Consider the following 25,846-nt stretch of genomic DNA (forward strand, 5'->3'; position numbering starts at 1 on the left):
TATGAAGTTCGGTTAGAGGAGTCTCTAGATGTTTTGAAGACCAGCTTGGGTTGGAAGCCCCGCCACCAGATTGAAACTTTGTACCGCTTGGCCAGCAGCACCTTTACCTAGATTATCCTCAGCGCTGAAGAGTAAGACTCTTCCTGTGCGCTCGTCAACTGCCCAGCCAATATCTATGAAATTTGTTCTAGTGACATTTTTTGTATCCGCTGTGGAGCCTTCACCTAGCAGCCTTACAAATTCCTTATCTGCATAGGCCGCTTCGAGAGCTTTACCGATGCTCTCAGGCGAGCCTATGAGCTTCGCACTCGTAGTCGTGCAAATTCCGTTGTGTGTCGGCACCAAGTGAGGGGTGAACGACATGGCGACAGGCTCGCTCGCTGCGATACTGAGTTCCTGTTCGATCTCAGAAAGATGTCTATGTTTTGGAGCGCTGTAGGCTCTAACGCTTTCATTAGCCTCACAGAAGGAGAACAGAACGTTGCTGCTTTTACCGGCTCCACTGACCCCACTCATCGAGCAGGTGACAATGGACTGTGGATCTATTAACCCATTCTGAAGAAGTGGCACGAGAGGGAGAATGATACTTGTCGGGTAACAACCGGGTGACGCGATGAGTCTCGCTTTGGCAATTGCTTCACTGCGTTGAGGTAGTTCGGGCATACCATACACCGCTTCTTTTAAAAGCTCTTGAGCTGGGTGCACCGCTCCGTAAAATTCCTCATACACATCTGGATCATTGAGGCGGAAGTCGGCGGAGAGATCGATGACCTTGACTCCAAGCTCTAACAAAGCAGTTGCATAGGCAGCCGCGACACCGTGGGGGAGCGCTAGAAATGCTATCTCGGCTCCGCTGGCTTTGATCGTTTCCGCATCGGGCTCGGTGAACGCGACTTCGCTGCCAGCCATTTGAGAAAACCTAGGAAAGACCGAGCTCAAGGGCTGGCCCGCGTATTGCCTAGACGTCACACATGTGAGTTCAGCGTTCGGGTGCATCAGCAAGAGCCGTAATAACTCCATGCCCGTATAGCCACTTGCGCCTACCACTGCTGTCTTGATCTTTTGCATGCTCTGAAAATGCAGGAAATTTCTGGCTTGCCAACTCCCAATTGCTACTTATGTTCGCCACGTGTCCGGGACTTGGCGCAGTTTGGTAGCGCGCTTCGCTGGGGGTGAAGAGGTCGCAGGTTCGAATCCTGTAGTCCCGACCATTTAATTCCTTATCTTGGAAGGATTTTTTTGTTTCTAAACTGAACTGACACCTCTGTGGTGGAGGGTAGCAGAGTTCTGACGGGTGCTTGTCGTTGGATGTTTCGGTTTGTTTAAAACCGTCAGATTCATTGTCGAATGATCCATGAGACTAGTATGGGCTTGTGAATCGTAAAAACTTGCTTAGGATAAACGCCTAGATGTCCCAGGTAGACATGTTAGAGGCATATATTAACCTGAATCAAATAGAACAAATGTTACTCAAAAAGACTAAGTTGGCTCTTCGTGTAAACGACGAGAACCCCAATCACCATTTATGGAACAACCGTGGAGTGTGGTGGTGTCACCTCACAGTCCACAAAGCAGATGCTACTGCAGAGCGCTTGCGCTTCTCGCTCAAGACTCGCGATGTGGATCTGGCTCGCAAGAGACGTGATAATATCTTTCACGATATTTCTGAGCACTACGCTATTGCCGCCTAAGTGGTAATTTTGAATCAAAACCCGCATTGCTTCCCAGCGATGCGGGTTTTGTTTTTTAGAGGTCGAGCCTTAGGGCGTTCTCCTTTGCTTGCGGCACCGCCAAGGAACTCTATTTCGACCGGACCGCCAAGGACCGCCGCGTACTCATCCAGCAATCCCTTGACCGCCAATTTGGTGTCGGTTGCTCCTTTGAGGCGAATAGCGTCGATCCACATGCAGGAATCTACCTAGACGAGGAACAGAGCGACGGAGAAGTCCGTTGTCTCTACCTCTATTTCTGATACAACGGTTGTGGCTGCATGAGGTTGGCCTTCAGCCAACATACGCTTCTTTGCGGTAAACCTAAGGAATACGCTACGCTTCTTCCATAGGCTTGTGTATTAGATTCGCCGATAGTGAAATAAACCATTCCCTTCAGTCATTCACTATTTTGACGCGAATGGCTAATCAGTGGCATTAGCCGCCGGCAACAGGTGGGATGAAGACGACTTTGTCACCCGCTTTGAGTGGGGTGGCCCAATCTGAGAAATCGTCATTGATCGCTAGCATTAGTTGCTTTTGTTTGTGCGGGAAGGCGTGGCGAGATTTGAGTTCTTCGTAGAGGCCGGACGAGGTGACGGAGTCAGTGGTGACCGATTCCTCGTCGCAACCGGCAAGTTCACGAAGTTGAGCAAAATAGCGGACGGTGATTGTTTTAGACATACGAGAATGGGTGAGAAGGCTGCGAACCTCTAATGTGTCAGCTGGGCTGTTAGCGTTATCGAGCGCGTGTGGGGAATTTAGAGCGATAAGTTTAGTATCGATTTTTTCTAGAACCTTGCGTGGGCAGCGCGATCCGTTTTTGACTGCTTGGCTGATGGCGTCAGCTGAACTGGGCTCGTAGATTGCGCAAAGTGGTTCGGCTCGGTGGTCGACTCGGCTGTGGTAGCTAGTCGCTTGGTCTTGTGGAGAGGCGCTGGTAATTAGTTCGGCAAGGGTGGAAGACTCGAGCAATGGGAGGTCGCAAGCGATCACCAGCCAACGGGCGTGTGGATGGGCTTGTTGCGCCGCATGGATAGCACAGAGCGGGCCCTCAGCTGGATCGATGATGGCGTCCACACCAAATTCTTGATCGGCAGGGTGGCTCAGAAATGATTTCTCGCAGTGGGCATTGAGCAAGCTGTGCAAGCGTATCCACTCTGGTTGGTCGTCACGGTAAATGAGCTGGGCTTTGTCTTGGCCCATGCGGGTAGATTTGCCGCCGACGAGTAGGAGTCCGTAGAGTGGTGCTGCCATGATGGAAGTAGTTGTGCGCTATCTCGGCACTTCGAGCAATAGTGATTTTGGAGGAAAACGATATAAAAGGCACTGGAGAACAAGGTAAGATTTATCGTCAATCCTGATGAGGGACTGTATATTTTACAGGGTTGGTGGTGCGTCTGTCGTTTAGCAAAAATACGTAAAGCGAGCTAACACAGGGGGTAGCGAGCAACGCGCCTGCTTGGCACAAGCTGTGCGAGTAAGAGAGATACTATGAGATATAGAAAACAAAATAATCGTACAGGATTGCTGTGCACATGCGCCGCGTTGGCTCTTTTTACTGTGGTCGATAGCGTGTTCGCAGATGCCCAGCCATTTGAAAGGCAACCCAATTTTTACCAAGTTGTGTCAGGTCAGCTCAACTCATTGGATCCACGAGATGGAGTGTACACCAAAATGGGTGATAAAAACCAGAGTTACAACGCTGCTGGTTACAACGTGAAAGACGACTTTGTATACGCATGGGGTCGTTACGCTCCCTACAAGGATCAACTTATTAGGATTCACGGAGATGGATCATTCCTGGCTTTGGGGACGCCCACGCCGGTGGGTGAAGCTGTGCCTACCTACGGATATACGCGGGGGATATGGACTTCGAGGGCCACCTGTGGGTTCGAGGAGATCGGTTCTATAGCCCGGACCTGATGAAGATTAATGTGGAAACGTCCACTTATGAGATGGTGCCGTTTTCTGGGCCGAACCCGGGAGGTGTGGCTGATTTAGTCTACCAAGAGATTGAAGGCGCAGGGTACTTCTTTGGTGCTCGGAATCAGGATCTTTACGTTTGGAATGTCACTGCTGGGAGTGTGCAGCGCGTGCCCGTAAAGAACTTACCCGAAGGCCGAATTGCCTACGGTGCTGCCTACACAGATCAAGCGGGTAGCCTGTTTGTCAGTAGCAATAAGGGCGGAGTCTACCAGATACTTAACCACACCAGTGATACTCCCAGAGCGGTATTTTTGTTAGATAGTGTGGTGACTGGTAATAACGATGGCTTTAGTTGTCCATCATCAGACAGTCCTTTGGTCATTCCTGAGAATCAGCCACCGACTATTAGCCTCGAGGAAGGAGGGGTGACTATTGGTGGTACGCGTCGATGCACTGTAGATTTAGGAGTCAAAGATGAAGGACTCCCGCTCGTGGGCGACGGGCTTGTGGTGGAGTGGTCACATCAAGCAGGTCCCCGACCGATAAGCTTCACCAAGCCAGACAAGGCAAAGACTGAGATGTACTTCTCAAGGAATGGCCAATACATAGCGCGCTGTAACGCCTCTGATGGTGAGTTGATAGTGTCTGAAGATTTCTTCATTACAGTAGCTGATGACGAAGTGAAATTGGTCGAAACCTACTCAGGCTCCGATGATGACTACAAGTACTCTCGTAACCTATGGAGTATGGTGAAGGAACAACTTCATTGTAGGAAACACGGAACTTTATTAGAAGAGGAGAAGCGTGGGTTCGATGCTGAGGATTTTGTGCTGACTGAGGATGCCGAGGTGATCATCACCGCTATTTATGATGGCGGGACATTTCGTAATTCCTTGTTCTGGTATAGCCAGGATGATCCGAATGAGATGACTGAAATTTGGCACAGCTATGTGTTAGGGCCAGCATCTCCACTGAAACCTGGATCACGGGCTAGTCTAGGGGTGCTGCCAGCGGGGACGCCTTTACGGTTTGGACTTGTTGTCGATGGTGCACGCGGAGGTGAAACAATGGTCTTTCAGGATGCGGATCGCAATCCAGACGGACTGATCCAGTGTGCAGCGAAGTTGTTCGGAGATGCCTATGACGGCCCCTTGATACTCGCCTTTGAGGATCAAGTGAATGGTGATCAGGACTTTAACGATGTGATTTTTCAGATTGAAATCGTTCCCAGACATAGAGGTTTAGCCCAATATGACGAGGTGATCCCAGGGCAAATGGGCCTCCATAGTGATAGAGGTCGTCGAGGGGTAGAGCAACATTTAGCTGCGCTTGGGATGAACTCCGCGAGTGTCGAGACGCTTGGTCAAGTATTCCAACTTCCAAACCAAGCTGTGACAATTGAGTTCAGAGAAGACCGAAGTTCGATGAAGTTCGATCTCTGTGTGTTTGATTACGATCAAGTGAGCCACCTAGATCCAAGTTCGTTAGAGTTTCGCACGCGTGCAGCTAAGATAGCCATCTCGGTTTTAGACGACCGCGATACCAATCCTGGTGACGCACTCAGCTTTGATCCATCACTGTATGGATTGGCTGGCAAGACAGTAGGCCTCATGGTAGTTCCCAATAACCGCAGAGAGGTGTTCTTAAGAAACCCGCATCGATACACAGCCAAGGGTCACGGCGAGAGGACGAAGCGTCAGCCATTGTTCAGCTTGGTGGGTGCAAATCCAGGTTATTTGGATCAAATGATCACAGTGTCAGACGGCAACACGACAGTGCTGTGTATTGAGGATCACACAAGATATGAAGTGGGTGAAGCCCCTGAGCTAGGTGATGTCAGTGATAGTAGCTTCGACGATGCGATCATAGTCATTAGAGGTCCGATAACTGGCGTGAACCTGTTTGATAACCTCTATGGTTTACCAACGGCTGATCCTACTCTTGGTTTTGAGGGGGAAGATGGAATCACACCAAGGGATGCGGTCATCTGCTACTAGATTCACATAGCAATTCATGGTAGAGCTTATCGAGATGAGTGGGCTTGGGGAAATTAAGAAATAATCCCAAGTTTGCACAAAATCCTGGTAAGCTCTTTCGTGTTGATAGGTTTTGCTAGATAATGGTTCATGCCAGCATCTAAGCAGCGCATCTTGTCCTCCGCGAGGGCATTGGCAGTCATGGCGATGATGGGCGTGTCCGTGTAATAGTGGCCAGCTTCTCCTTCACGGATTTTAGTACTCGCAACAAGACCATCCATGACTGGCATTTGCATATCCATAAAGATGACTGAATACACTTGTTTGGCGATGAGAGCGGCGATTGCTTCTTTTCCGTTGTGAGCAATATGTGCCGTCAGTCCCATTCGCTCAATCAACAACTTGGCGAGCTTTGCGTTGATGGGGTTGTCTTCGACAATCAATGCGTAGGTAGCACTGCCGTATTGGTGGGGTTTTTCTGGGGAGGATACTGGTTGAGATAGGTTGAGAATTGGGGGCAGTACTTGGCTGATCTTGCTGCCCCACTTGTTTAGCTTAGCTTGTATGAATTCTAAGTTGATTGGGTGGTCGTCTGCTACCAGCACGCGAGTGCCATCAAGTTTCGAGGTGCCCTTGTGGGCGGCAATTCGAGGAACAGGCTGCAGCGCTGGTAAGTAGGGGAGCTTGACCACAAAGGTGGCTCCCTCGCCCGGAGTCGAGCTGGCGTGAATGGAGCCGCCCATGGCTTCAATGAGTTGTTTGCAGATCGAGAGCCCGAGCCCAGTACCGCCATACTTTCGTGTGGTGGAGGCATCGGCCTGAATGAATGGTTGGAAGAGTTGCTCGGTCAGCTCAGGCGAGAAACCGATGCCTGTGTCGGTGATGGTGAGTTCGATGGAGTTTGTGTTAGGCCGTGATGCACGCACTACGACATAGCCTTCATTTGTAAACTTGAGTCCGTTAGAGACTAGGTTGAGAATGATTTGTTTGATCCTTCCAATGTCGCCGTTGAGGTCGAGTGGGACGTCCTCATCAATAGAGTAGAGGAGGTCCACATTCTTTGTGGCTGCAGTTTGAGCATGAATGTCGAGAGTCTCTTCAATGCACTCGGTGAGGCTGAAGTCGACCATTTCTAGTTCGATCTGCTGGCTTTCTACCCGAGAGAAATCTAGGATGTCATTGATGATGGAGAGCAGGATGTCGCCACTTTTTTTTATCAGTTGAAGGTATTGCCTTTGTTCGTCGGAGGCATCTGATTGAATTAAGATGTCGCTGAATCCTAGGATGCCATTGAGTGGGGTTCGAATCTCGTGACTCATTGTTGCGAGGAAGAGCGACTTCGCCTCATTCGCTTTGATGGCACTTTCTGAGGCCCTTTCCATGTCTAGGGCTATTTTGTTTCTCTCCGTAATGTCACGGATAATACCTTGGATGATGGTCTGTTCATCTACCTCAAACTTTGAAGCAGAAATTTCCGTAGGTACGTAGGTTTGGTCGGCGCACCTGAGTGTTACCTCGAAGCGTGTGTGGCCGTGCTGGTTAACTTCATCTTTGGCTTTGGTGGCCTGGTCGAGAAACTCTTTCGGATAGAGATCAATGATGTTGGTGCCGATGAGTTGGTCGGGTTGCAGTTTGAGAAGTTGGCAGATCGTGGAGTTGGCATCGAGGATGATTCCCTCTTGAGTATAGAGAATAATTCCATCTATAGATGAATGGAATAGGGCTGTGAATTTCTTTTCCTCCGCACGCAGCTTTGAGGACTTGAGCTGGACCTGTTGTTCTAGTTGCTCGTTGGCGTCGAAGAGCTGGGAGCTTTTTTGCTCAAGCAGTTTCTCAGCCTGAATCCGGGCATTCTTCTCGCGCACGTGGCGATTTTCCCATTTTTGCGCTTCAGTGGTCATGGAGGCTTTAAGTTATCGTTATGATGAAGAGTTCGGAATCATCATCAACACTTTTGCGTTCAATGTCAGCCTTGCTGTTAAAGTGTTCTAGGCTTCCGCGGATGAGACCTTCACAGACATCTTCCATATGCCGAACAGAATGGTATGTCATGTAGAGTTGGTTAGCTGAATGTGGTCGCGCGCACTCGAAGGATGGTAGTTCAGCATCAGGATAGAGCTTTCTAACTTCTACATGAATGTAGGTTTCGACTTGTTCTAGAAAATCGAGTGGTGTTGCTGATTTCTTGACAAAAACTGGGTAAGACTTCGCGAGTTGATGGAAGAGGTGGCGGCCAAACTCTTTGAGTAAGTCTGAGACCTCAATATGAATTTCTTCACTTAAGTTACAGACGAGCGATACGATTTCAGTATGAGGGTAGGTGCCGACGGCGGTGTAAGCTCCACCTGAGGGGAGGTCGCTTTTCTCTATGATGGTGTCTACCATGTCGAGACCATGGGCGTCTTCGACCATGCTAAGAAATTCTGTGAATATGATTCCTTTCATAAGGTTGGGTGTTTTTGTTGGGTTGTTAGAGTTGTGTTTTAGTCGTCGGCGTGAGGTTGAGGCGGTTCATTTTATTATAAATTGATTTTTCGCTGATGCCGAGAGTACGGGCTGATTCAGCTTTATTTCCATTACAAAGATCGAGAGTTTGGCCGATTGCTATTTTTTCAATTTCAGCAAGGGTTTTGCCCGCCAAGGAGTTCGTAGTGGTGTCTGAGTTAGATGGTGAGTCGATGTTGCCCACGAGGTCGTCTGCATCTATTTGATTATCCTCGCAAAAGGCGGATGCTCTCTCGATGAGATTTTCTAACTGACGAACGTTGCCCGGCCAATCGTATTGTAATAGCTTCTTCGTGGCACTCTTGCTGATGACTATGCTAGGGCTTCCTCGTTGAAGAGTAATTCGTTTCAAGAAGTGCTCAGAAAGTGGGATTATCTCTTCCGGCCGAGTTCTGAGAGCGGGGAGTTCGAGTGGGATGACACTGATACGGTAGTACAGATCTTCTCTAAATTCTTTATTTTTAATCTTCTCTTTAAAATCAATATTGGTAGCTGTGATGATACGAACGTCACAGGGGAGAGTCTGTTCACCACCAATCCGCTGGAATTCTTTATCCTGAAGTACATTGAGGAGTTTTGGTTGTAGATCGATGGGGAGATCTCCAATCTCATCCAAGAAAAGGGTGCCGCCTTTGGCTGCTTCAATCTTGCCTACACGTCTCTTTAGTGCGCCTGTGAACGCTCCTTTTTCATGGCCGAAGAGTTCGCTTTCTAACAGTTCACGGGGGAGCGCTGGGCAACTGACAGTGATGAATGGTTTGTCAGCACGATCACTCTGGGCGTGCATGTAGCGGGCGAGTACGCCCTTGCCTGTGCCGCTCTCACCAGTGAGTAAGATTGAGGAATCAAGGTGCGCGACCTTTTTTGCATTGGCCATTAATTTCTTCATCGGCGCTGAGTAGGCGATGACATCTGTTGAGGTTGCTGCAGGACTTATGGAGTCTTTGAGCGATTGGTTTTCGCGCTGGATATGGCTGTATTTTTTAGCATTTCGCAGCGTGGTGAAGAGGAGGTTTAGGTCAAAAGGTTTGGTGATGTAGTCATGTGCGCCGAGCTTGACGGCCTTCATTGCGGAGCTGGCGTCGTTTTCACCACTGAGGATGATAATAGGTACTAGTGGGTGCGACTTTGATAATTCCTGGAGGCAATGGAAACCGTCCATTTTAGGCATATGTAGGTCAAGCAAGACGACATCAACATGATCTTTCATCATCTCTAGCACTTCTTGCCCGTTAGAAACTGTTGCTGGACGAAATCCATGTTGAGTAGCCTTGATGCTGAGCAGGTTTCTTATCGTGCTGTCATCGTCAGCAATGATCAAGTTATACGGAGAATTTGGCATGGGTTTGAATTGTATGAGATTTATATGATGTTAGGCTAATAGAATGAATGTTGAAATCGATAAATTTCATTTACTGACATTAGTCGGAGATGATGCTGAGGCTGTGGGGGTGGTACTTGAGGAGTTTGGTGAGAGCGGGCTAGCGTTGGTTGATCTGATGGCGGCTGCAAGATCTCAGGGGGATACCGAAGAGTTTAGAGCGGTGACACACCAACTTAAGGGAGCTGGGGGGATGTTCGGGATGCTGACTCTGCATGTTGTTTGTGAGCAATTAGAAAGTACTAAATTAGTGGATGTCACTGAGGGAAAGGAGGCAGAGTTGCGCAGAGTTTTCATGAAATCTCATCAATTAGTTACTGACTTGGTTTTGGGTTGAGGAAGTTCTCCCCCTCCAAGGGCTTTGAATAATCGAACGGAATGTGCGGCATTTCTGCCAAGGGTCGCAATACTTTCATCTTTAGTTCTGATGTAATCTTGTTGAGCATTGAGAAGGCGTCTGAGGTCGACTTGTCCAGTTTGGTAGGCGTCGTTCATGAGTTCGGCGGCTCCGGAGTATTCCTCTGTGGCTTTTTCAAGGAGTTGGTGACGCTTTTTTGAGAACTGTAGTCGGGTCATGCTATTTTCTACTTGAGTGACGGCATTGATGACTGTGCCTTCGTAAAGTGTGATAGCCTGGTTGAGTTTGGACTCTTGTTCGCGGACTCGGTTTCGGTCGGCACAAGCATTAAAGATTCTCCATTTGAGCGAGGGACCAAGGCCAAGGGTTCGAGTAAGAGTCTCCACATTGATTCCTTGTCTGAAGTATTCGTAACTGATTGCTCCTGAGAGTGAAAGTTGTGGATAGAAGTTGGCAGTGGCAACTCCAATGCGGGCTGATTGGGCAGCGACTTTTCGTTCGGCTCTGCGCACATCAGGACGCGATCGTAGAATTTCAGCAGGGAAACCCGCATCAATGGTACGGGGTGGTCTGGGGATTCTGGATGTTGAGGAGAGTAGATTAGGCATTTCAGATGGCCGCATAGCGAGTAAGGCAGAGAGCCGGTTGCTGATGACTTTTTTCTCTTGTTCTAGTTTAGGTATTTCAGCTTTGCTGGCAAGTAGATCGGCGTTAGACTCGTATTTTTCTAGCTTGGTTGCTAGTCCATCATCGAAGCGAGTATCGATCATGCGCTTAATTTCAGTGTAATTCTGAGTGGCCTCCTCAGCTACGGCGATTCTTTTTTCGAGTGTGCGGTAGGCTATGTAGTGGAGGGCGACTTCACTGTTGATGAACACTAGGGCGTCACGGTAGCCTTCAATTTTTGCTTCGTATTCAGCGGTAGCGGATTCGACTCTCCTAGCAACGCGGCCGAAGAGATCAATCTCCCATCCGACATCGAGGCTGGCTAGTTGGTTGTGTGAGGAATCGTAGTCCCACTTTACGCCAGATGAGTCGAAAGAGCCTAGTCCATGTTCATCGCGGGCAGTAAATTCAGCATGTGGGTACCAAGCGGCAGCGAGCACGGATCGCTGGTGCCAAGATTCCGAAATGCGAGCTCGGGCAATACGTATATTAGGGTTGGCGTCTCTGGATATTTTGATTAGCGTATCGAGAGTGGGGTCATTATATTTTTTCCACCAACGTTGAGAGCCAGTGAATGACGATTTATTATCAGAATCAATAGACTCAGTCCAAGCGTCGGGTAGCTGGACTTCGGGAGGGGTGTAGTCGGGACCAACCTTCATACAACTGGGCAGAAGAATGGTGCAGCAAACCAATGGTACTAGACCTAAATATTTCACGCTGTATTTATTACAGTATCCATATTCCAATGGCTGTAAAAATTTTAGGTTTTTTTATATTTCAGCTGAGGGACGTCGCCTTATGTTTAGTGTAACCTATTTATCTACATTGTTTAGTGTGATTTTTTCGATGGTTGGCATGCGACACGCATAAGTAATGGAGAATAACTCTAAAAATCAAAATGAACACAATCACTACCAAACAATCACTCAAATGTATCAGCTTCATCATTCCAGCGATGAACGAAGAAAAAACTATCGAAACGCTCTACCAAGGCATAAAAAAGAATTTACGCGATATTGAATGCAGCTGGGAGGTGATCTTCATTGACGATGGATCAACTGATAACACCTGGAAGGTCATGCAGTCCTTGGCTATGCGCAGCAGTTTACACGTAAAAGCATACAAGTTTTCGAACAACAGAGGAAAAGCTGATGCGCTGGCCCTCGGTTACCAGGTCGCGAAAGGTGACATTGTCTTCACGATGGATGCCGACTTACAGGATGATCCTAGGGAGATACCTCGTTTCATAGATGCAATTGAAGCCGGTAGTGATATTATCACTGGATGGAAGCGTAAGCGCCATGACCCATGGCACAAAGTTTTGCCAAGTCGAGTGTTCAACGCAGTGCTTAGTAATGTCACAGGAGTGAACCTTCACGACCACAATTGTGGTTTTAAGGCCTATAAAAAGGAGGTTGTTAAATCTCTACCAATGTATGGAGATATGCACAGAATGGTTCCTTCACTTGCATCTTTCAAAGGTTTCAAAACCTCTGAAATAGAAGTAGAACATCACGCTAGAGAGCATGGAGTTAGTAAATATGGCTGGAGTCGTCTTATCATTGGTGCAATCGATACAACAACTGTTGGTTTCTTGCAGCGCTTCAGGAATTGCCCAATGCACTTTGCTGGCAAAGTATCTGCAGTGTTGGTCATGTTTGCCCTAAGTCTATTCGTCTCTGCTATTGGAGTAGCTCTCACAGGTGGTGCAGCTGGGATACTTGTCATTCTAGGTTCCATAAGTACGGTAACAGCTATCTTAGTGTGTATGCAGGGACTTATGTCTGAGCACCGAGTCTACCGCGCGATGGAAAAAGGTCGTGACTTGATGGTGTCCGAAGCAATCAACAGCGATGAGGCTCACCCTTCTATGCGTATAGCTCAGTGTGAGGTATCCACTCGAGATATGCTAATAGCTAGCTAAACGATAACGAATGAAATAACCTTAAACTTGCTATTTGTATGAAAAATGAAAATGAAAATGAAATCAATGTGGGTGTGGTGACTTCCACCTACGCCCGTAGTGAGGATGACTGCCAAGTACCCTGGATGCGTGAACTGATTGTTCAAATGAAGAACTACCCTTGCAATATTCGGGTGTTAGCTCCTGCATTTAAAGGATTGAAGAGTCATAGTATTGATGGAGTTCCAGTACATAGATTCCGATATGCTCCCAAATCGATCGAAACTCTAACCCATGATGAGGGGGCTCCAAATAAGGTTCGCTCATTATTCTTTCAACTATTAGCGATACCTTATATTTTGATGGGCGCTCTGTCCGTTTTATGGTGGTGTGTAAAGTTCAAGATTCAGGTTCTACATGTGCACTGGCCTTTCCCTCATGGATTGTACGCGATACTACCTAAGTACCTTCTAGGAGTGAAAATAGTAGCAATGAGTCACGGTGCGGAGCTCGCCATTGCTCGTAGGAGTCGGCCCGTTCACAAAGTTTTATCTTGGTTACTAGGCTCAGCTGATGTCCGTTGTACAAATAGCTCACACACAGCCAGCGAGGTTGCAAGGGTAAGTGGTTGTAAAGACTCAGTCATTCTACCTTACGGTGCTACAGTTCGCTGCAAAAGTGGTACATTGGAGCCTCTAAAAAAGCCGTTACTTCTGTTCTGTGGCCGTTTAGTTCAACGAAAGGGAATAGATGTCCTGCTTAATGCGTTACCTAAGGTTTTAGAATCCATTGATGTTGATGTCGTGATCACTGGTGAAGGTGATCGTAAGCTCGAGTGGGAAAAACTCTCTGATGAACTCGGCTTAAGTGAGGTTGTCAAGTTTCCTGGATTTGTGAGTGACGAGGAACTCAGTCGCTTGTATGCAAGCTGCTCTATCTATGTGCACCCCGCCATCTATGATGACAATGGGGACACTGAAGGGTTGGGCGTCGTCTTGATAGAAGCACTGTCAAATAAGAAACCTGTGATTGCCTCTAATGTCGGTGGCATTCCAGATGTCATTCATAATGGTGAAACAGGCTTGCTCGTAGAAGAAAAGAACGAGCAGGCCTTAACCGATGCTATCCTTAAGCTACTTAACAACAAAACTCTCTGTTCTGAGCTCGGTGAAGCTGGATACTTACACGTTACTAGATTTTTTGACTGGGAGCGAATAGCCAAAGAAACTTATGAAGTCTACGCTTCACTCACTTCCACGGTAGAGCTGAAAATTAATACTTACGAGAAAGCTTAGAATATGAAAACTTGGATTAAGTATGGTGTGATTTTATTGGCAATGGGATGTGCCTCAATAGCACTTTCTGAGCAATTTAGTGCTCTACCGAAACTTATAGGAGAGGTAGATTTCATGATAGTAGCTTATGTTGTAGTGGGGCTTGTGATCTATCAAATCTTTAATGCGGGTGTGTGGGCAGATGTGTTAGCTTGTATTGGCTTACCTAGGAACCGTTGGGCCTGTACCCGTATCTGGTTAGAATCGGAGTCTCTCAAGTGGTTACCCGGGGCAGTATGGAGCTATGGATCAAGGGTTTTTCTTTCGAGTGAAATCGGGGTGGATAAGAAGAAAGCTGGCTCTAGCATGGTGTTAGAGTTAATCATAACCAACATAGCGTGGGGGCTGTTGGCTCTATCACTCTTTCTAAGCTTCCCCATTATTGAATGGGGGAGTGGGATGTTAGGTTCGCACAATTGGATTCTCTATTTATGCGTTCTCTCAGCTCTAGCAGTCGTTGGCGTCGGGGTATTGAAATGGAAGTATGAGAAGATTAAAGAATTTTTAAATATTGGTCCTATCGCTATGTCAAAATGTGTGCGCACCTTGTTCCATTACCTTTGTCTGTGCGTCTTGAATGCTTCACTCTTGTGGGTTTTCATACAAGCAGTTCCCGGGGTAGAAGTCCCTTATACCATAGTTATCGGGATCACCGCTGCTGCTTGGCTCTGTGGGTTTTGGGCAATAGGAATTCCTGGTGGAATTGGAGTGCGCGAAGCTGTTATAGTGAGTTTGTTGTGCCAGTTTACCAATTTAGAGAACGCGATACTAGTGGCGGCACTTTGGCGAGTTTGTCAGATGGTTGCTGAGGTGTCATCGATCTCCTTGGTCGCGGGGGCTGGCTTATTTAAATGGGGGAATCAAAGACAGAATATAAAAACTGAAACTTGTTATGAAGAAAATAGTTTTCACAATTAAAGAGGGAGTTAAAGACAACGCTGCAAGTTTACTTATCTTGGTAGCAGTGACAATAGGGTTTGCAGTGCTGAGCTTGTTGGTGATTTATCCAGCCTACAAATCAAAAGGCAATGGAATGGCATCTTCAAAGCTGTCCTATACCGAAATGCTACGAAAATCTGGCAAGTCGATTCCCGTGACAAGTGTGGCAGTAACGCGGCAGGTGATAGACTACCACATTATGGGAGAAGGCGTCTGCACCAGTAAGCCAATCTTGGTGCCGATCATACCCATGTCTGTCGTAGAAAACGTCTATGTAAGAGAAGGGGAGCGGGTGAAGGCCGGTCAGCTTTTAGCTACTTTGGACTCACTGAAGGCAAAGATAAAATATGAATCGGCAAAGCTAGCAGTATCAACAGCGGCAGCCGAGCTAGAACGGGTACGCTTAGGTTCCGCTTATGTGCTGGCTCAGGAAAGGCCAGAAGTCGAAAAAATCAGTTTATCAGCGTTGGAGAATCAGCTGGAGTTCTCAACCGAAAAGCTCGAGCGCTACGAGAGTGCCTTCGAGAAGGGAGTTATCTCTCGGATTAGCTTACTCGAATCTCTAAAGGAGCATAGTGATGCCTCAGAGAGTTTTTTCCAAGCTCAGCTATCTATGCGGATGGCCGAGCAAGGTGTGGAACAGAGTCTAAAAATAGCTGCAAATGCATTGGGGGATGCCCAACAGGCTTTGGCTCATCGAGTCGAAGAACTCAAGAGTTATAAGGTGTATGCATCAACCGCTGGAATAGTAGACCGGGTATTGATACATTCTGGTGAGTACAACCAAGATAGTGGTAAACCTGGGTTTCTTATCTCCAGTGGTCTCTGGTTTGATGCCTACTTTGACCAATCAGATTACGGCTTTATCCAAAAGGGACTCAAGTCGTCAATCACTCTAGAATCCTATCCGGGGCGTAAATGGGATTCTCACATTGAGATGGTGAAGCCGATTGTGAGTTTCAATAGTGGTGGGCCAGAAATTTCTCGTCCATTGCGACCCCGTGGATCTGGCTCACCAGAGTGGGCCGCAACATTCAAGGTGAGTATCGTGTTTGATGAGGAGAATACCCAAGACCAAGTGATCACAGGAATGACTGGATTCACTAGGCTGAAGTTACAGCGTGAGGCGCTGGCAGTACCCAGGTCTGCGGTGCTCTCGCTCTCCGCTGGCTCTGCTGTTGTCTACGTGGTTAATGGTGATGATTGGTCCATCAGGGAGGTCTCCATAGGCTATGCGGGAGGTGAGCAAGTTGAAATCCTAGATGGACTAATCCAAAACGAGAAGGTACTAATAGACGGACACATTAATTTGAAAGTGAATGATAAGATTGCAGTCGATCAAGAATGACCCAGATTGGCTGCCAAAGCTTTTCAATCTAGCATTGGCTGTGGTTGCCTTTTTACTTATTGTTGTATCATTGATTAAGCCGTGGTTTGCGGTGCCTCACTACGAAGTTTCCGGTGGTGAGCTGAGTTATTCGGATTCAGTATTGGCATTCTACTTTAAGTTAGTCTTGATACTGATTTTTATTGCCAGCGTGGCAGCTGTCACTCTCTTTTGGAACAAGCGAAGTCAACGTGGAGGAATACTCATAAAAGGAGTGATCATGAGCTTTGTTATGGTTGTCTGGTTTCCAGCTTGGTTGACCCAGCGAGACTCAAACCTCATAGGTGATGCGGCCTGGGTTCAGCAACAACATGACACATTGACTTGGTTAGGTGGTGATGTCTACCGCTCTCATTCGGAGCGCAGTGTGGAGCTTGGAACTGGGGTCAACGCCCAAGATCCTCCCGATAGATTGGCTGTTTACCGACCACCGAGTGGCTCGATTGGTGTGACTCAAATTAATGATTGGCTGTGGTGGTATGGTTACGGGCCTAGCTTCACACAGTTTGTTGCGAGTGCTTGGTTCTATGCTGTGATCGGTTATCTGTTAGCTGGATTGTGTGTGTGTGGATTGTATTGGAGACGCTCAGTCACGGTGGCCCGAAAGCTTTACAAGCAAAGCATCCTTTTTTTCATCAAAGCCTCAGCCTGTGTGATCGCTCTAACTGCTGGTAATGTCTACATGGCGCATCACTCTCTAAAGTCGGCAAAATTGGCGACAGCTCAGGGAGATTATGCTGGGGCTAAGCAGCAAATAGAAAATGCCATTGGCTGGTTGCCTAGCTTGGAATGTGATAGTGGAGTTATACGGCAACTGGGATATTGTGATGTCAAACTTGAGAATAGATTTTCAGCGGAAGCCCAATTCTACCGGGTTGATTGGCTGGAGCGTCACGGCCATTACGCTCGTGCTCGTGCTCAGCTAGATCAGATGGTTCTAAGCGATACGGATGTGTCGCGCAATTTAGCACGTGAACTCAGCCGGCAGCAACTACGCGTGGCAATCAATAACATAAATTCAGGTCGCTATAGTAGCGCTATTCAGTATTTGGACTCAGTTCTTGCACGTGAAAATAACAGTATTCAAGCGTGTTTTCACCGTCAGTTAGTGGCCTTACAAACGAGTGACTTGAGGTCTAATAAAGCGTCTCATTCTGAACTGATTGAGCTTTATCGAGGCTTGCGCAGTAAAAACAAAAAGGGTGTGATAGCCTCTTCTAACTGGATGCTTGCACAGGGTGAATTGAGGATGGGCAATGTCAATGAGGCTTGGGAGGCGAGGAAACGCTCGATGGGGAAATAGTATGCTGATGGTGACTCTAAAGAAAATCAAGGCATCGAAGAGTTCCTTATGGGCGGTGTTAGCTGTGGTGCTAAGTTGGTTATTTCTGGCTGGAGAATATGGGCCGGAGGGGAACCTCTATAGCTATCGGGCACCAGATAGCGCCCACTGGATTAGCTGCAGTGATGTAGATCAATACACTGGCTGCTTCCGCTATGATTTAGACCTAGAGGCGGAGGCACGTCATGCTTGGTTAGCAGTCGTCAGCGAGGGAGGCTATGAGTTACTTTGTAACGGGAACCCGATTGGGGCCCAAGGATACTGGAGGCCAACTCGAATTTTTCAAAATGGCCTAACTGAGTCAGGTCAGCGGGTGGTGCGGAGTGAACCGATCGTGGCGTATAATTTCCCACGTGAGTACCAATGGAGCGGACATGACAATACCAAGCTGGTCACATTTTTTGATTTAACACCCTACCTACATAAAGGAAAAAATAGCATTTGTCTCGAGGCTGAGGGACGAACCACGCAGCCCACGGTGCTGGCATTCGGTGAGGTGACTACAAAGGACGGTACATTAGTAGAATTGGTAACTAACAAAAACTGGGTAGCCGAACCAGTACCTAGAGGTCTTGGCAGAAATAGTTGGGCCAAACCACTCTATTCCGTGAGTCATTGGAGTGCTGCTCAAGTTGTTGCGGGCAAGCAGAGGTCATTTTTGAGTGCCGTACCTGAGGGGACATACGAGAAACCGTTTTCAAGTCATTGGATACAACCAGTGCGGGATGCTGCAGGGCGTTTCCCAGGTGAGGTAGAGGCGCAGTTCTCCCTGCAGCATCCTGAGAGAGCATATTTAAGATTGGCAAGCCATGGAGATTTCTGGCTATGGGTAAATGATGTGCGTGTGGAAGTGAGTGGCAGCTCCAAAGGTCTCTACAACGGGGGAGAGTGGGGGGTGAAGTGGACTGGAAGAAGGCCACTGGCTATGCCTTTTGTCATGCTAGATCCAGATGAAGCAGAAAGCTTCTTTGTCGGAAAGCGATTCGAGAACCCTCGACATGGCGACCCGACTATCAATGACTTTAAGAGCTACGAAAATACTCATAATAGAACCCGTGATAGACCAAATCAAAGTGGCGGCAACTTAGATGATGATAGAAGTGAAGAGGAACGTGGGCGTCTACAAGATCCCTATGGGTTTTATGAGGAAACTGACGCCTCATTGCCTCAGTCGTTAGCTAGGCCGAGTGCTAGCGTCCAATACCATGGCTATGATATTGGCGCGTACTTGCGGGATGGCCAGAACTCGATACGAATCAAGTTAGTCGATAGAGAAGACTTTGGCTATGACGGTAGCCAGCCACTCAACTTCGCACTCGATGGCATAGTTAGGCAGAGCAATACCGTTGATTTCAGCTTGGGAGAATTGACTTGGATGGCCACTGGGGCGGCGAGTCCTATGACGGCTTACAGGGTGAAACCTAGTGATCTATCAGTTCTGGACTTCTATGCCACGAACCAGCCATCTGCCAATAAATGGTGGGAGATCGCTCTCGCTATTGGAGCTCTAGCTTTACTAGTTATCATCGGACGAAGCAACAGAGCGCTTACTCATTGGTGCCTGGTGTATACCTGTATACTAGGCTTGATTGCTTTGCTGGTCTTCAGTTTTGCCGAGCGTAGTGAGTACGTGTGGTTTCTAGCAGAGAGCAGAGGACCACTTTTTGTAGGGCTGGCGGGAGTTGTGAGCTTCGGAGTTTTTTACGTTGGAAAGAAATGGCAGGTATCAGGACGGGGGCGACGGAGTTCTACCACCATTATGGTTCTTCTGTTGGTATTGGTATTTATGCTACGGGCTTGGATGGTGCACTACCAGCCGATTGATGATGATGAATATGCGTCAATTCAAGCAGTGCTGGCGATAGCGGAGACTGGTACGCCAAGTCTAGCTGGAGATATATGGTACAGTCGTAGCCCACTTTACCATTATGTCGCAGCTGGGGTAGTGAAGGTGTTTGGACCAAATATCTGGTCACTGAGGCTTTATTCGGTAGTTTTGAGTGTGGTCACAGGATGGGTTGTCTGGCTGTTAGCTATGCGCTTCTTTAAAGACCGCTGGGTGGCGAGTGCTAGCCTGTTAGTTTTTGCCGTTCATCCATTCCTCATCTTCAGCGGTCACATTGCACGCTTCTACCAGCAACAACAACTAATGGTGCTGTTGATGGTCTATCTATTTATTGAAGGATTTATTGTGAGGCGAGGCATATGGTACCGTGTTGGTGCCATTCTGCTGTTTTCTTTTGCTGTGTTGAGTCAGGAAATTAGTGTCATTTTTGTACCAGTCTTCCTCATTACTTATCTTTTGTTTGGCCGTGGGGTTGCGTTGAAATGGGATATAAAAGCCGTGATCTATATGGCCATTGCTGGAGTGCTGATCGTTGCAGATGTGCTCTTGTTTAAGGTGAAATGTATCACGGAATCAGTGGGGGTGTCTCCCAATATAGAGGCCACAGTGGCTCCGACCTTTTGGGAATTGGGTAATATTCTGTCGATGTTTATTGGTTACTCACGCTTGCACGTGGTGCTGGCTCTTTTTTACTTTTTCAGCTTTGTCTATTCGATCCGTCGAGGCTCGAAGATTGTGATCACGCTGCATGTGTTCCTCTTGGTTTCTATTTGCACGTTCAACTTTCTAATCACCTCAGTGAGCTTCCGCTATATGTATTCGATCATACCCTTGTGGATTCTCCTCGGGGTCCATGGCGTGAGTGTTTTCAGCAGACTTCTAGCATCTCAAACTAACAGGCGAGTAGCTATGACGATGAGATGGATTGTGATAGGGGTGGTCATTGCCTCCATGTCTCCATGGAGAATCGCAGGTTCTTACCGGGAAAAAATCCTTGGTGACCCGATTTCTTCGTTAGCCTACGTCAGGGGAGAAATGAGAAAGTCTGACAAGATAATGATCACAGAGCCACACCCACATGCCGCAAAGATTGAGTTAGGTAAAGTCGACTACGATCTCGTTGTGCCTATTCTATTTGATTACACGTACCGTAAAGATGGAGTGCTCCATGATCGGAATGGTGATGCAAGGGTGGTCAACCGTTTAGCTGACTTACAGAGGATTTTTGTAGAGGACAATAGGGTGTGGATCATCATCAACCGTGAGAAATTTCGCTCGCGTAAAAAGAATATTCGCTGGGAATATCCAGGCGCTCGTGAGGAGTTATTTATCCGTCAGAACTGCGAGCTCAAATACCGGTCCTACCTTTGGTCGGTGTACCTCTGGGATCAATCGCTTGGGAAATTCGAGACCTTCCGCAAAGAACCTGGTAGCTGGATCGAGTAATAACGTTCATAAGTTTGAATAGCGCCCAGTACCCACTTCCTCACGAAGTGCTACTCTCACCATCTTGTTTCGCTATTGATCCACTCTAACTATTCAAATGGTATTAAACTAAACTTACGCTATTACCGGCTAAATGGCAATTTTGACTCAAAACCCGCATTGTTTACCAGCGATGCGGGCTTTGTTTTTTAGAGGTCGAGCTTCAGAGCGCCTGGGCGCAATTGGTTGAGCGCTTGTACAGGCACATCGTCGGCAGACTTGAATGAAAAGGATTGAGAGATTGCTGAGTGAACCCAGTCTTTTGCTACCTGAACGGCATCGGGGATGGAAAGGCCTCTGGCGATATTTGCGGTGATGGCGGCTGAAAGTGTGCAGCCTGTACCGTGGGTGCTTTCAATATCGACGGTTGGAGCGCTGTAGCGGTAGGCTTTTCCTTCATGCCAAAGTACGTCGACTCTGTTATTTTCTGCTGGGAGGTGGCCACCTTTGACGAGGCAAGAAATATTGTAAATCGAGCTAATCTCTTGTGCTGCGGCTTCGAGTTGGTCGACTTGGGTGATTTCTTGATTGAGTATGACTGAAGCTTCCGCGAGATTGGGTGTGACAAGTTGAGCGATGGGCAGCAGGCGGCTGATGTAGGCCTCTACGGCATCATCTTTGAGCAAGTGTGCGCCAGATGAGGCAACCATGACTGGGTCTACGATGATGGGTATGGGTTGTTGTTGAAGTAGCTCGGTGATGGCGACGATGTGAAGCTTGGAATAGAGCATGCCAGTCTTGATCGCTTTGATCTGGTAGGTTTCTAGAAGGATACGTATTTGGTCTTGCAGGATCGCGGGGGGGATCGGGTGGATGGAAACGACTTGGTTTGGTGTTTCGGCCACGACACAAGTGATGGCGGTAAGACCATGTGTACCATAGTAGGAAAAGGCTTTGAGGTCAGCCTGGATACCAGCTCCAGATGAGCAATCAGAGCCTGCGATTGAGAGGACAACTTGTGGTTTATACATAGCTAACTTGTGGGGTAGATTGTTCGGCGAAGTCCTTGATTATCGATGCGCATTCCGCGCTTGCAGATTGCAAGATGAGGTGCGGGCCATCTAACCAATGAGTAGTGGCATGGTCATAGTGCATACACAATTGATTTTGTGTCTCCCAGGGAACCATGTTGTCATCCGAGGCTTGCAGGATGAGCATCGGGAGTTTTTTGAGACAAGGGCTATCAGAGGATTGAAGACCGAGAATGGCGCGGATTCTTTGGCTTAGGACTTTCGATGGAATTCTAGAAACAATCTTTTTAAGTTCTGTGACCTGTTGCTCAGATGCCTCATCGCCGATAAGGAAGTGCCTTAGGGTGCGTTTTGGCGGGCTCAGCATGAGTAAGGGCCGAAGTGGCAAGATGGCTAAGTTCGGGTTTTTAGGCGAGGCACAAAAGCTCGCAGCGAGAACTAAAGATTGAACGGAGTGTGGGAAGCGCTTCGCTAGTCGAAGGGCGAGTGGGCCGGAGAAACTTTCAGCAATAATAACGCGTGGAATTTGCCAATCGAGTTGCTCACTCAGCCATTTTTCTAACGAATCATAGGACTGGGATATAGTTGTGGGGTACTCGACACATTCGGTCAGAACATCACCGAGATCCTCTACCAAGGGCGGGAAGAGTGTGGTGTCGCCGTGAAGGCCGGGTAGAAGAGTGTATGTAACTGGCATAAGCTAGAGTTTAGTACGTGAGTCAAATGATAGATCTCACACTCTATCAGAGAAATCTTAGATTGGTGACAATCTTTTCACGAAATCCGAGCGATAGCGAAGAATCAACTCGCTGATCGGGCTAGGCAGCCAGGGCAATCTTGTACCCAATGATTTGGGGACTTTTCGGTAAGCTCTGGAGAATGATCACTGGTGCAGAGCTCAGGTTTTCCAAGAGTGTTGCGCTGATGGAAGCTGCAGCCTTCTGGCGGGTTAGTGAGTGAGGGCGGGAGACCCGGGATCGTGTAGAGCCTTTCGCCTTTGGCGTGGGTGGCAGGAATCGATTTCAACAAGGCGCGGGTGTAGGCGTGCATTGGATTTCGGAATAAGTCGTCTGCGCTAGCGCTTTCAACAATCCGGCCAGAATACATGACGTTGACGTTGTCACAGACTTGGGAGACGACTCCTAAGTCATGGGTGACCATGATCACTGCTGTGCCGAGTTTTTCCTGTCGTTCCTTGATGAGGTCGAGCACTTGCTTCTGGACTGTAACATCGAGGGCTGTAGTGGGCTCGTCACAGATGAGAAGCTCAGGACGAGTGATCAGAGCCATGGCTATCATGACGCGTTGGCGCATGCCGCCTGAAAATTCGTGTGGGTAGGAGTGGATGCGCTTTTCTGGTTCGGGGATTCCGACTTCGGCCAGTGCCTCAATGGCGCGGTTGAGAGCCACTTTCCCTTTGACTCCTTCATGGATTTCAAGAGGTTCGGTGAGCTGTGTGGAGATTTTTAAAAAGGGATTGAGTGAGGTCATTGGGTCTTGGAAAATCATCGAGATTCTCTTGCCTCGAATTTTGCGGAGTATCTTTTCGGAGGCTTTGAGCAGGTCGATGTCGCCGTCGAAAATGGCGGTGCCCGAATGGATTTTCCCCGGAGGCATGGGGATGAGACCTAGCAGGGAATAGCAGGAAACGGATTTGCCTGATCCAGACTCACCGACAATGCCTAGGGTCTCCCCGCGGTCGACAGAGAAGGAAACGTCTTCGACTGCACACACGATGCCGTTGCGGGTGTGAAAGCGAGTGGTGAGATTGGAGACTTTGAGCATGGGAGTAGTAGCGTGTAGCAAGTGGCAGGTAGCAAGTCGAAAATTAGAATATGGAGTGAGTTGCGTGAGATTTTAAATCTCACAAAGGGTCACTTTCCTTAAAGTTCTTGAGCTTCGACTATTTTAAAGCCAATAGAAAAAGGCTTCGGGGTTGGATGCTTTGAGGAGGTTTTTGGCTGCTGTGAGGAGCTGCTATAATGGTTCCTTTCAGAGATTGAATGTAGGCTCTGTCTTCGAGAGTGCCGCTTATGCCGAGGTTGTCAAATTCCTTGAGATAGATTGTTACGGTGTAGGGTGAAATATTCATGACCGATGCAATGACTCGGTCCCTGACTTTTTGCTTATGCATTCTCAGGCACATTAGCTTACGCGTGAGCTTTTCAGGAAGAGTTGGGGCATCGCACGCCTCTTCAATATCAGCTAGATCTTGCTCGGAAAACTCTAGGGTAATCATCTGATGCCTCTAGCGTCAGACCGTAGAAAAAAGCTTCAAGCCTTTTTCACGATTAATGATCGCGCTTAGTATACTTCGGCTGGGACTTAAATTGCCCGAGCTTTTTCTGGGGCGACCCCTCCAAATTCTTCATCGACTTGTTGTGGGGGATTTGGAGGGAAATGAAGGCTATACATGCGCCGATGAGAGCGCAGAACATGTCGCTCTGGGTGTCCCAGCCGTCGCTCTGGGTGCCGAGGAACGCCTCCGATGCCTCTGCGGAAACGAGGGCCGCTGCCCATTCAATGAGTTCATACACGGCGCTGACGGCCATGCAGACAGAAATGACGCAGAAGGCCATCCAGCCACGTTTTTCGATCACTTTGTTACGAATGAAGATTTCTCGGCAAATGATTGCGGGGACGAGGCCCTGCATGAGATGACCAAGGCGGTCGTAATGGTTGCGAGAGAGGTCAAAGGCGTCTTTCACCCAGTCGCCGACGGGAACCAGCGCGTGGGTGTAGCGGCCGCCGACTATGAGGACAACCATGTGCAGGCCGATCAGGACGAGTGCTAAATTCGAAAATCTCCAGCCCTTGGCTTGGGCGATGAAGATGCCGATAAAGCCGATGAAAACGGGAGCCACCTCCAGCCACCAAGTCGTTCAGTCGAAGGGATGGATCCCGGACCAGACCAGAACAGGGAGCATCGCTGCCAGTAGGAAAAAATTAGGATGGGTTTTCATAGGTTCGCCTAAGCGTAAAACAATGTGATCAGCACGAGGCCAAAAGTCAACGCACCGAAAATAAAGGCGCGGCATCAGCAATGCTACAATGTCAGGGCTCAGAGCAACCCAAGACTCAGGATGTGGGGAGGACAAGCATGTTAGTTCCTCTCAAACGCAGTCCAGAAATCGGCACCTTGCTTATTGGTCAACGCATAAGGAACATTGCCATCATTGAGACGGACTCGCTCCTGCTTCAGTAAGGTCCTCAAACGAGAAACCGTTGCCTGATGCGCTTTGTGATCCGCAAGATTTTTGGTTTCTTGTGGATCCTCTACCAAATCGAACAACTGGGTATGACGCTCATCACCGACGCAGTATTCGATCAACTTGTATTGCTGATCACGCACAGACCGTTGCCAGGACATGAAGGCAAAATAGAGGTGGTCTCGGTGCTTGGATTTTGAGTCACCAATCGCTTTATCGAGGCTTCGATACTGAACCGCCTCTGGCGTCTTTAATCCCGCGCGATCACATAATGTTGGATAGACATCGTACATGTAGTAGAGCTGTTCACGGATCTCGCCCTTGGGGATGCCAAGGCCCATGATCACCATCGGAACCCTAACGGAATGCTCGTAGACATTTTGTTTACCCATCAAGCCGTGGCTACCAATGGCCAATCCGTAGTCAGAGCAAAATACAACGATGGTGTTGTCAGCTCTCCCCGTTTTCTTAAGCGCCTCAAGTACACGTCCGATCTGATCATCCTCCTTCGTTGAGACTACGGCGGACAGGTGGGATGCGCTGGGTGGGAAAAGAGGAATATCCAACAGCCAACAAGGAATATTCAATTTCCAAGGGGCCGAGGTTGATCATTCAACATTCACAATTTCACGACAAAAATTTAAGCACTGGATTCTACAATTAATGTGATCGCTCAGTGTGACAAAACCTCGGAGTGCTGAGGCTTGACGCAGCTCTGGTGAGGCTGTGGCTTGACACATGGGGGCGGGAGTTTCAAGTGTGCAGTTTTCAGTTTTCAGACCGATAGGATGAAGCCTGTTGCTGATTGTGTGGTCTGACAGCTAGGGGGGTGGTTATACCAATTGAACAGTCATCTTACCATAATGATAGGTTTTTAAGGTTGGGTGAAATAGTCAGCGGAGC

Annotated in this window: 23 protein-coding genes and 1 tRNA gene; 11 read left to right on the forward strand and 13 right to left on the reverse strand. The window is 48.2% G+C overall.

What is annotated here, in order from left to right; genetic code table 11:
• Window positions 1-24: 24 nt before the first annotated feature.
• On the reverse strand, window positions 25-1,068 hold the full coding sequence (gene argC / locus BSZ32_RS13390; protein ID WP_105043880.1) for an N-acetyl-gamma-glutamyl-phosphate reductase: 1,044 nt from the start codon (window positions 1,066-1,068) through the stop codon (window positions 25-27).
• Between the two features lie 66 nt (window positions 1,069-1,134).
• Between argC and BSZ32_RS13395 the strand changes: the two genes are divergently transcribed.
• Window positions 1,135-1,211 (forward strand) — tRNA-Pro (locus BSZ32_RS13395).
• A 198-nt stretch (window positions 1,212-1,409) separates the two neighbouring features.
• On the forward strand, window positions 1,410-1,691 hold the full coding sequence (locus BSZ32_RS13400) for a hypothetical protein (protein WP_206018848.1): 282 nt from the start codon (window positions 1,410-1,412) through the stop codon (window positions 1,689-1,691).
• Window positions 1,692-1,705: 14 nt separating this feature from the next.
• Here BSZ32_RS13400 and BSZ32_RS13405 read toward each other — a convergent pair whose 3' ends face one another.
• Entirely contained in the window at window positions 1,706-1,906 is a 201-nt protein-coding gene (locus tag BSZ32_RS13405) for a PIN domain-containing protein (protein ID WP_105043881.1), read from the reverse strand.
• Window positions 1,907-2,147: 241 nt separating this feature from the next.
• Entirely contained in the window at window positions 2,148-2,966 is an 819-nt protein-coding gene (locus tag BSZ32_RS13410) for an NTP transferase domain-containing protein (RefSeq protein WP_105043882.1), read from the reverse strand.
• A gap of 237 nt (window positions 2,967-3,203) precedes the next feature.
• On the opposite strand from BSZ32_RS13410, the gene BSZ32_RS13415 reads away from it, so the two are divergent.
• Window positions 3,204-3,635 carry a DUF6923 family protein gene (locus BSZ32_RS13415; protein WP_105043883.1) on the forward strand — a complete coding sequence of 144 codons (432 nt, stop codon included), beginning with the start codon at window positions 3,204-3,206 and terminating at the stop codon, window positions 3,633-3,635.
• Window positions 3,578-5,635, forward strand: coding sequence for a DUF4114 domain-containing protein (locus BSZ32_RS13420; RefSeq protein WP_129589757.1), 2,058 nt, complete (start codon window positions 3,578-3,580; stop codon window positions 5,633-5,635). Before BSZ32_RS13415 ends, BSZ32_RS13420 begins: the two co-directional genes overlap by 58 nt.
• A 53-nt stretch (window positions 5,636-5,688) precedes the next feature.
• On the opposite strand, the gene BSZ32_RS13425 is transcribed toward BSZ32_RS13420, so the two are convergent.
• From BSZ32_RS13425 to BSZ32_RS13435, 3 genes are read right to left on the reverse strand one after another with little or no spacing between them, the layout of a single operon-like run.
• Window positions 5,689-7,515: a PAS domain-containing hybrid sensor histidine kinase/response regulator gene (locus BSZ32_RS13425; protein ID WP_105043885.1), complete on the reverse strand. Its 1,827-nt coding sequence runs from the start codon at window positions 7,513-7,515 to the stop codon at window positions 5,689-5,691.
• A gap of 7 nt (window positions 7,516-7,522) precedes the next feature.
• Complete coding sequence (locus tag BSZ32_RS13430) at window positions 7,523-8,059, reverse strand: heme NO-binding domain-containing protein (protein ID WP_105043886.1); 537 nt, start codon at window positions 8,057-8,059, stop codon at window positions 7,523-7,525.
• Window positions 8,060-8,084: 25 nt separating this feature from the next.
• Entirely contained in the window at window positions 8,085-9,461 is a 1,377-nt protein-coding gene (locus BSZ32_RS13435) for a sigma-54-dependent transcriptional regulator (protein WP_105043887.1), read from the reverse strand.
• 43 nt (window positions 9,462-9,504) lie between these two features.
• Here BSZ32_RS13435 and BSZ32_RS13440 point away from each other — a divergent pair, with 43 nt between their 5' ends.
• Window positions 9,505-9,837: an Hpt domain-containing protein gene (locus BSZ32_RS13440; RefSeq protein ID WP_105043888.1), complete on the forward strand. Its 333-nt coding sequence runs from the start codon at window positions 9,505-9,507 to the stop codon at window positions 9,835-9,837.
• Here the strand turns inward: BSZ32_RS13440 and BSZ32_RS13445 are convergent.
• Complete coding sequence (locus tag BSZ32_RS13445; RefSeq protein ID WP_129589758.1) at window positions 9,807-11,243, reverse strand: efflux transporter outer membrane subunit; 1,437 nt, start codon at window positions 11,241-11,243, stop codon at window positions 9,807-9,809. The genes BSZ32_RS13440 and BSZ32_RS13445 overlap by 31 nt on opposite strands.
• A gap of 182 nt (window positions 11,244-11,425) precedes the next feature.
• Here BSZ32_RS13445 and BSZ32_RS13450 point away from each other — a divergent pair, with 182 nt between their 5' ends.
• Genes BSZ32_RS13450 through BSZ32_RS13475 form a run of 6 tightly spaced genes read left to right on the forward strand, consistent with a single transcriptional unit; the run spans window position 11,426 to window position 20,724 of the window.
• Window positions 11,426-12,451 carry a glycosyltransferase family 2 protein gene (locus tag BSZ32_RS13450; RefSeq protein WP_105043890.1) on the forward strand — a complete coding sequence of 342 codons (1,026 nt, stop codon included), beginning with the start codon at window positions 11,426-11,428 and terminating at the stop codon, window positions 12,449-12,451.
• A 38-nt stretch (window positions 12,452-12,489) separates the two neighbouring features.
• Window positions 12,490-13,725, forward strand: coding sequence for a glycosyltransferase family 4 protein (locus tag BSZ32_RS13455; protein WP_105043891.1), 1,236 nt, complete (start codon window positions 12,490-12,492; stop codon window positions 13,723-13,725).
• Between the two features lie 3 nt (window positions 13,726-13,728).
• A complete protein-coding gene (locus BSZ32_RS13460) occupies window positions 13,729-14,682 on the forward strand; it encodes a lysylphosphatidylglycerol synthase domain-containing protein (protein WP_105043892.1) in 954 nt (317 codons plus the stop codon).
• Window positions 14,657-16,051 carry an efflux RND transporter periplasmic adaptor subunit gene (locus tag BSZ32_RS13465; protein WP_105043893.1) on the forward strand — a complete coding sequence of 465 codons (1,395 nt, stop codon included), beginning with the start codon at window positions 14,657-14,659 and terminating at the stop codon, window positions 16,049-16,051. The genes BSZ32_RS13460 and BSZ32_RS13465 overlap by 26 nt, the downstream gene beginning before the upstream one ends.
• On the forward strand, window positions 16,023-17,393 hold the full coding sequence (locus tag BSZ32_RS13470) for a hypothetical protein (RefSeq protein ID WP_129589759.1): 1,371 nt from the start codon (window positions 16,023-16,025) through the stop codon (window positions 17,391-17,393). Before BSZ32_RS13465 ends, BSZ32_RS13470 begins: the two co-directional genes overlap by 29 nt.
• 7 nt (window positions 17,394-17,400) lie before the next feature.
• Window positions 17,401-20,724 (forward strand): ArnT family glycosyltransferase, encoded by a 3,324-nt coding sequence (locus tag BSZ32_RS13475; protein WP_165788848.1) that lies wholly within the window; start codon window positions 17,401-17,403, stop codon window positions 20,722-20,724.
• Between the two features lie 188 nt (window positions 20,725-20,912).
• Here the strand turns inward: BSZ32_RS13475 and thiD are convergent, their stop codons facing one another.
• The 6 genes from thiD to BSZ32_RS13505 all read right to left on the reverse strand — a co-directional run bounded on the left by thiD (window position 20,913) and on the right by BSZ32_RS13505 (window position 25,509).
• On the reverse strand, window positions 20,913-21,734 hold the full coding sequence (gene thiD, locus BSZ32_RS13480; protein WP_105043896.1) for a bifunctional hydroxymethylpyrimidine kinase/phosphomethylpyrimidine kinase: 822 nt from the start codon (window positions 21,732-21,734) through the stop codon (window positions 20,913-20,915).
• A complete protein-coding gene (locus BSZ32_RS13485) occupies window positions 21,727-22,431 on the reverse strand; it encodes an alpha/beta fold hydrolase (protein WP_105043897.1) in 705 nt (234 codons plus the stop codon). Before BSZ32_RS13485 ends, thiD begins: the two co-directional genes overlap by 8 nt.
• Before the next feature lie 104 nt (window positions 22,432-22,535).
• The gene (locus tag BSZ32_RS13490; RefSeq protein WP_105043898.1) at window positions 22,536-23,519 is read right to left on the reverse strand and encodes an ABC transporter ATP-binding protein; all 984 of its coding nucleotides are present in this window, start codon (window positions 23,517-23,519) and stop codon (window positions 22,536-22,538) included.
• 118 nt (window positions 23,520-23,637) lie between these two features.
• Window positions 23,638-23,973: a helix-turn-helix domain-containing protein gene (locus BSZ32_RS13495; protein WP_105043899.1), complete on the reverse strand. Its 336-nt coding sequence runs from the start codon at window positions 23,971-23,973 to the stop codon at window positions 23,638-23,640.
• A gap of 52 nt (window positions 23,974-24,025) precedes the next feature.
• Window positions 24,026-24,604, reverse strand: a complete 579-nt coding sequence (locus BSZ32_RS13500; RefSeq protein ID WP_484592879.1) for a DUF2238 domain-containing protein — start codon at window positions 24,602-24,604, stop codon at window positions 24,026-24,028.
• Window positions 24,605-24,837: 233 nt separating this feature from the next.
• Window positions 24,838-25,509 (reverse strand): sulfatase/phosphatase domain-containing protein, encoded by a 672-nt coding sequence (locus BSZ32_RS13505; RefSeq protein WP_165788849.1) that lies wholly within the window; start codon window positions 25,507-25,509, stop codon window positions 24,838-24,840.
• Window positions 25,510-25,846 lie beyond the last annotated feature (337 nt).

The organism is Rubritalea profundi (assembly GCF_002954445.1).
GTDB classification, from domain to species: Bacteria; Verrucomicrobiota; Verrucomicrobiia; order Verrucomicrobiales; family Akkermansiaceae; genus Rubritalea; species Rubritalea profundi.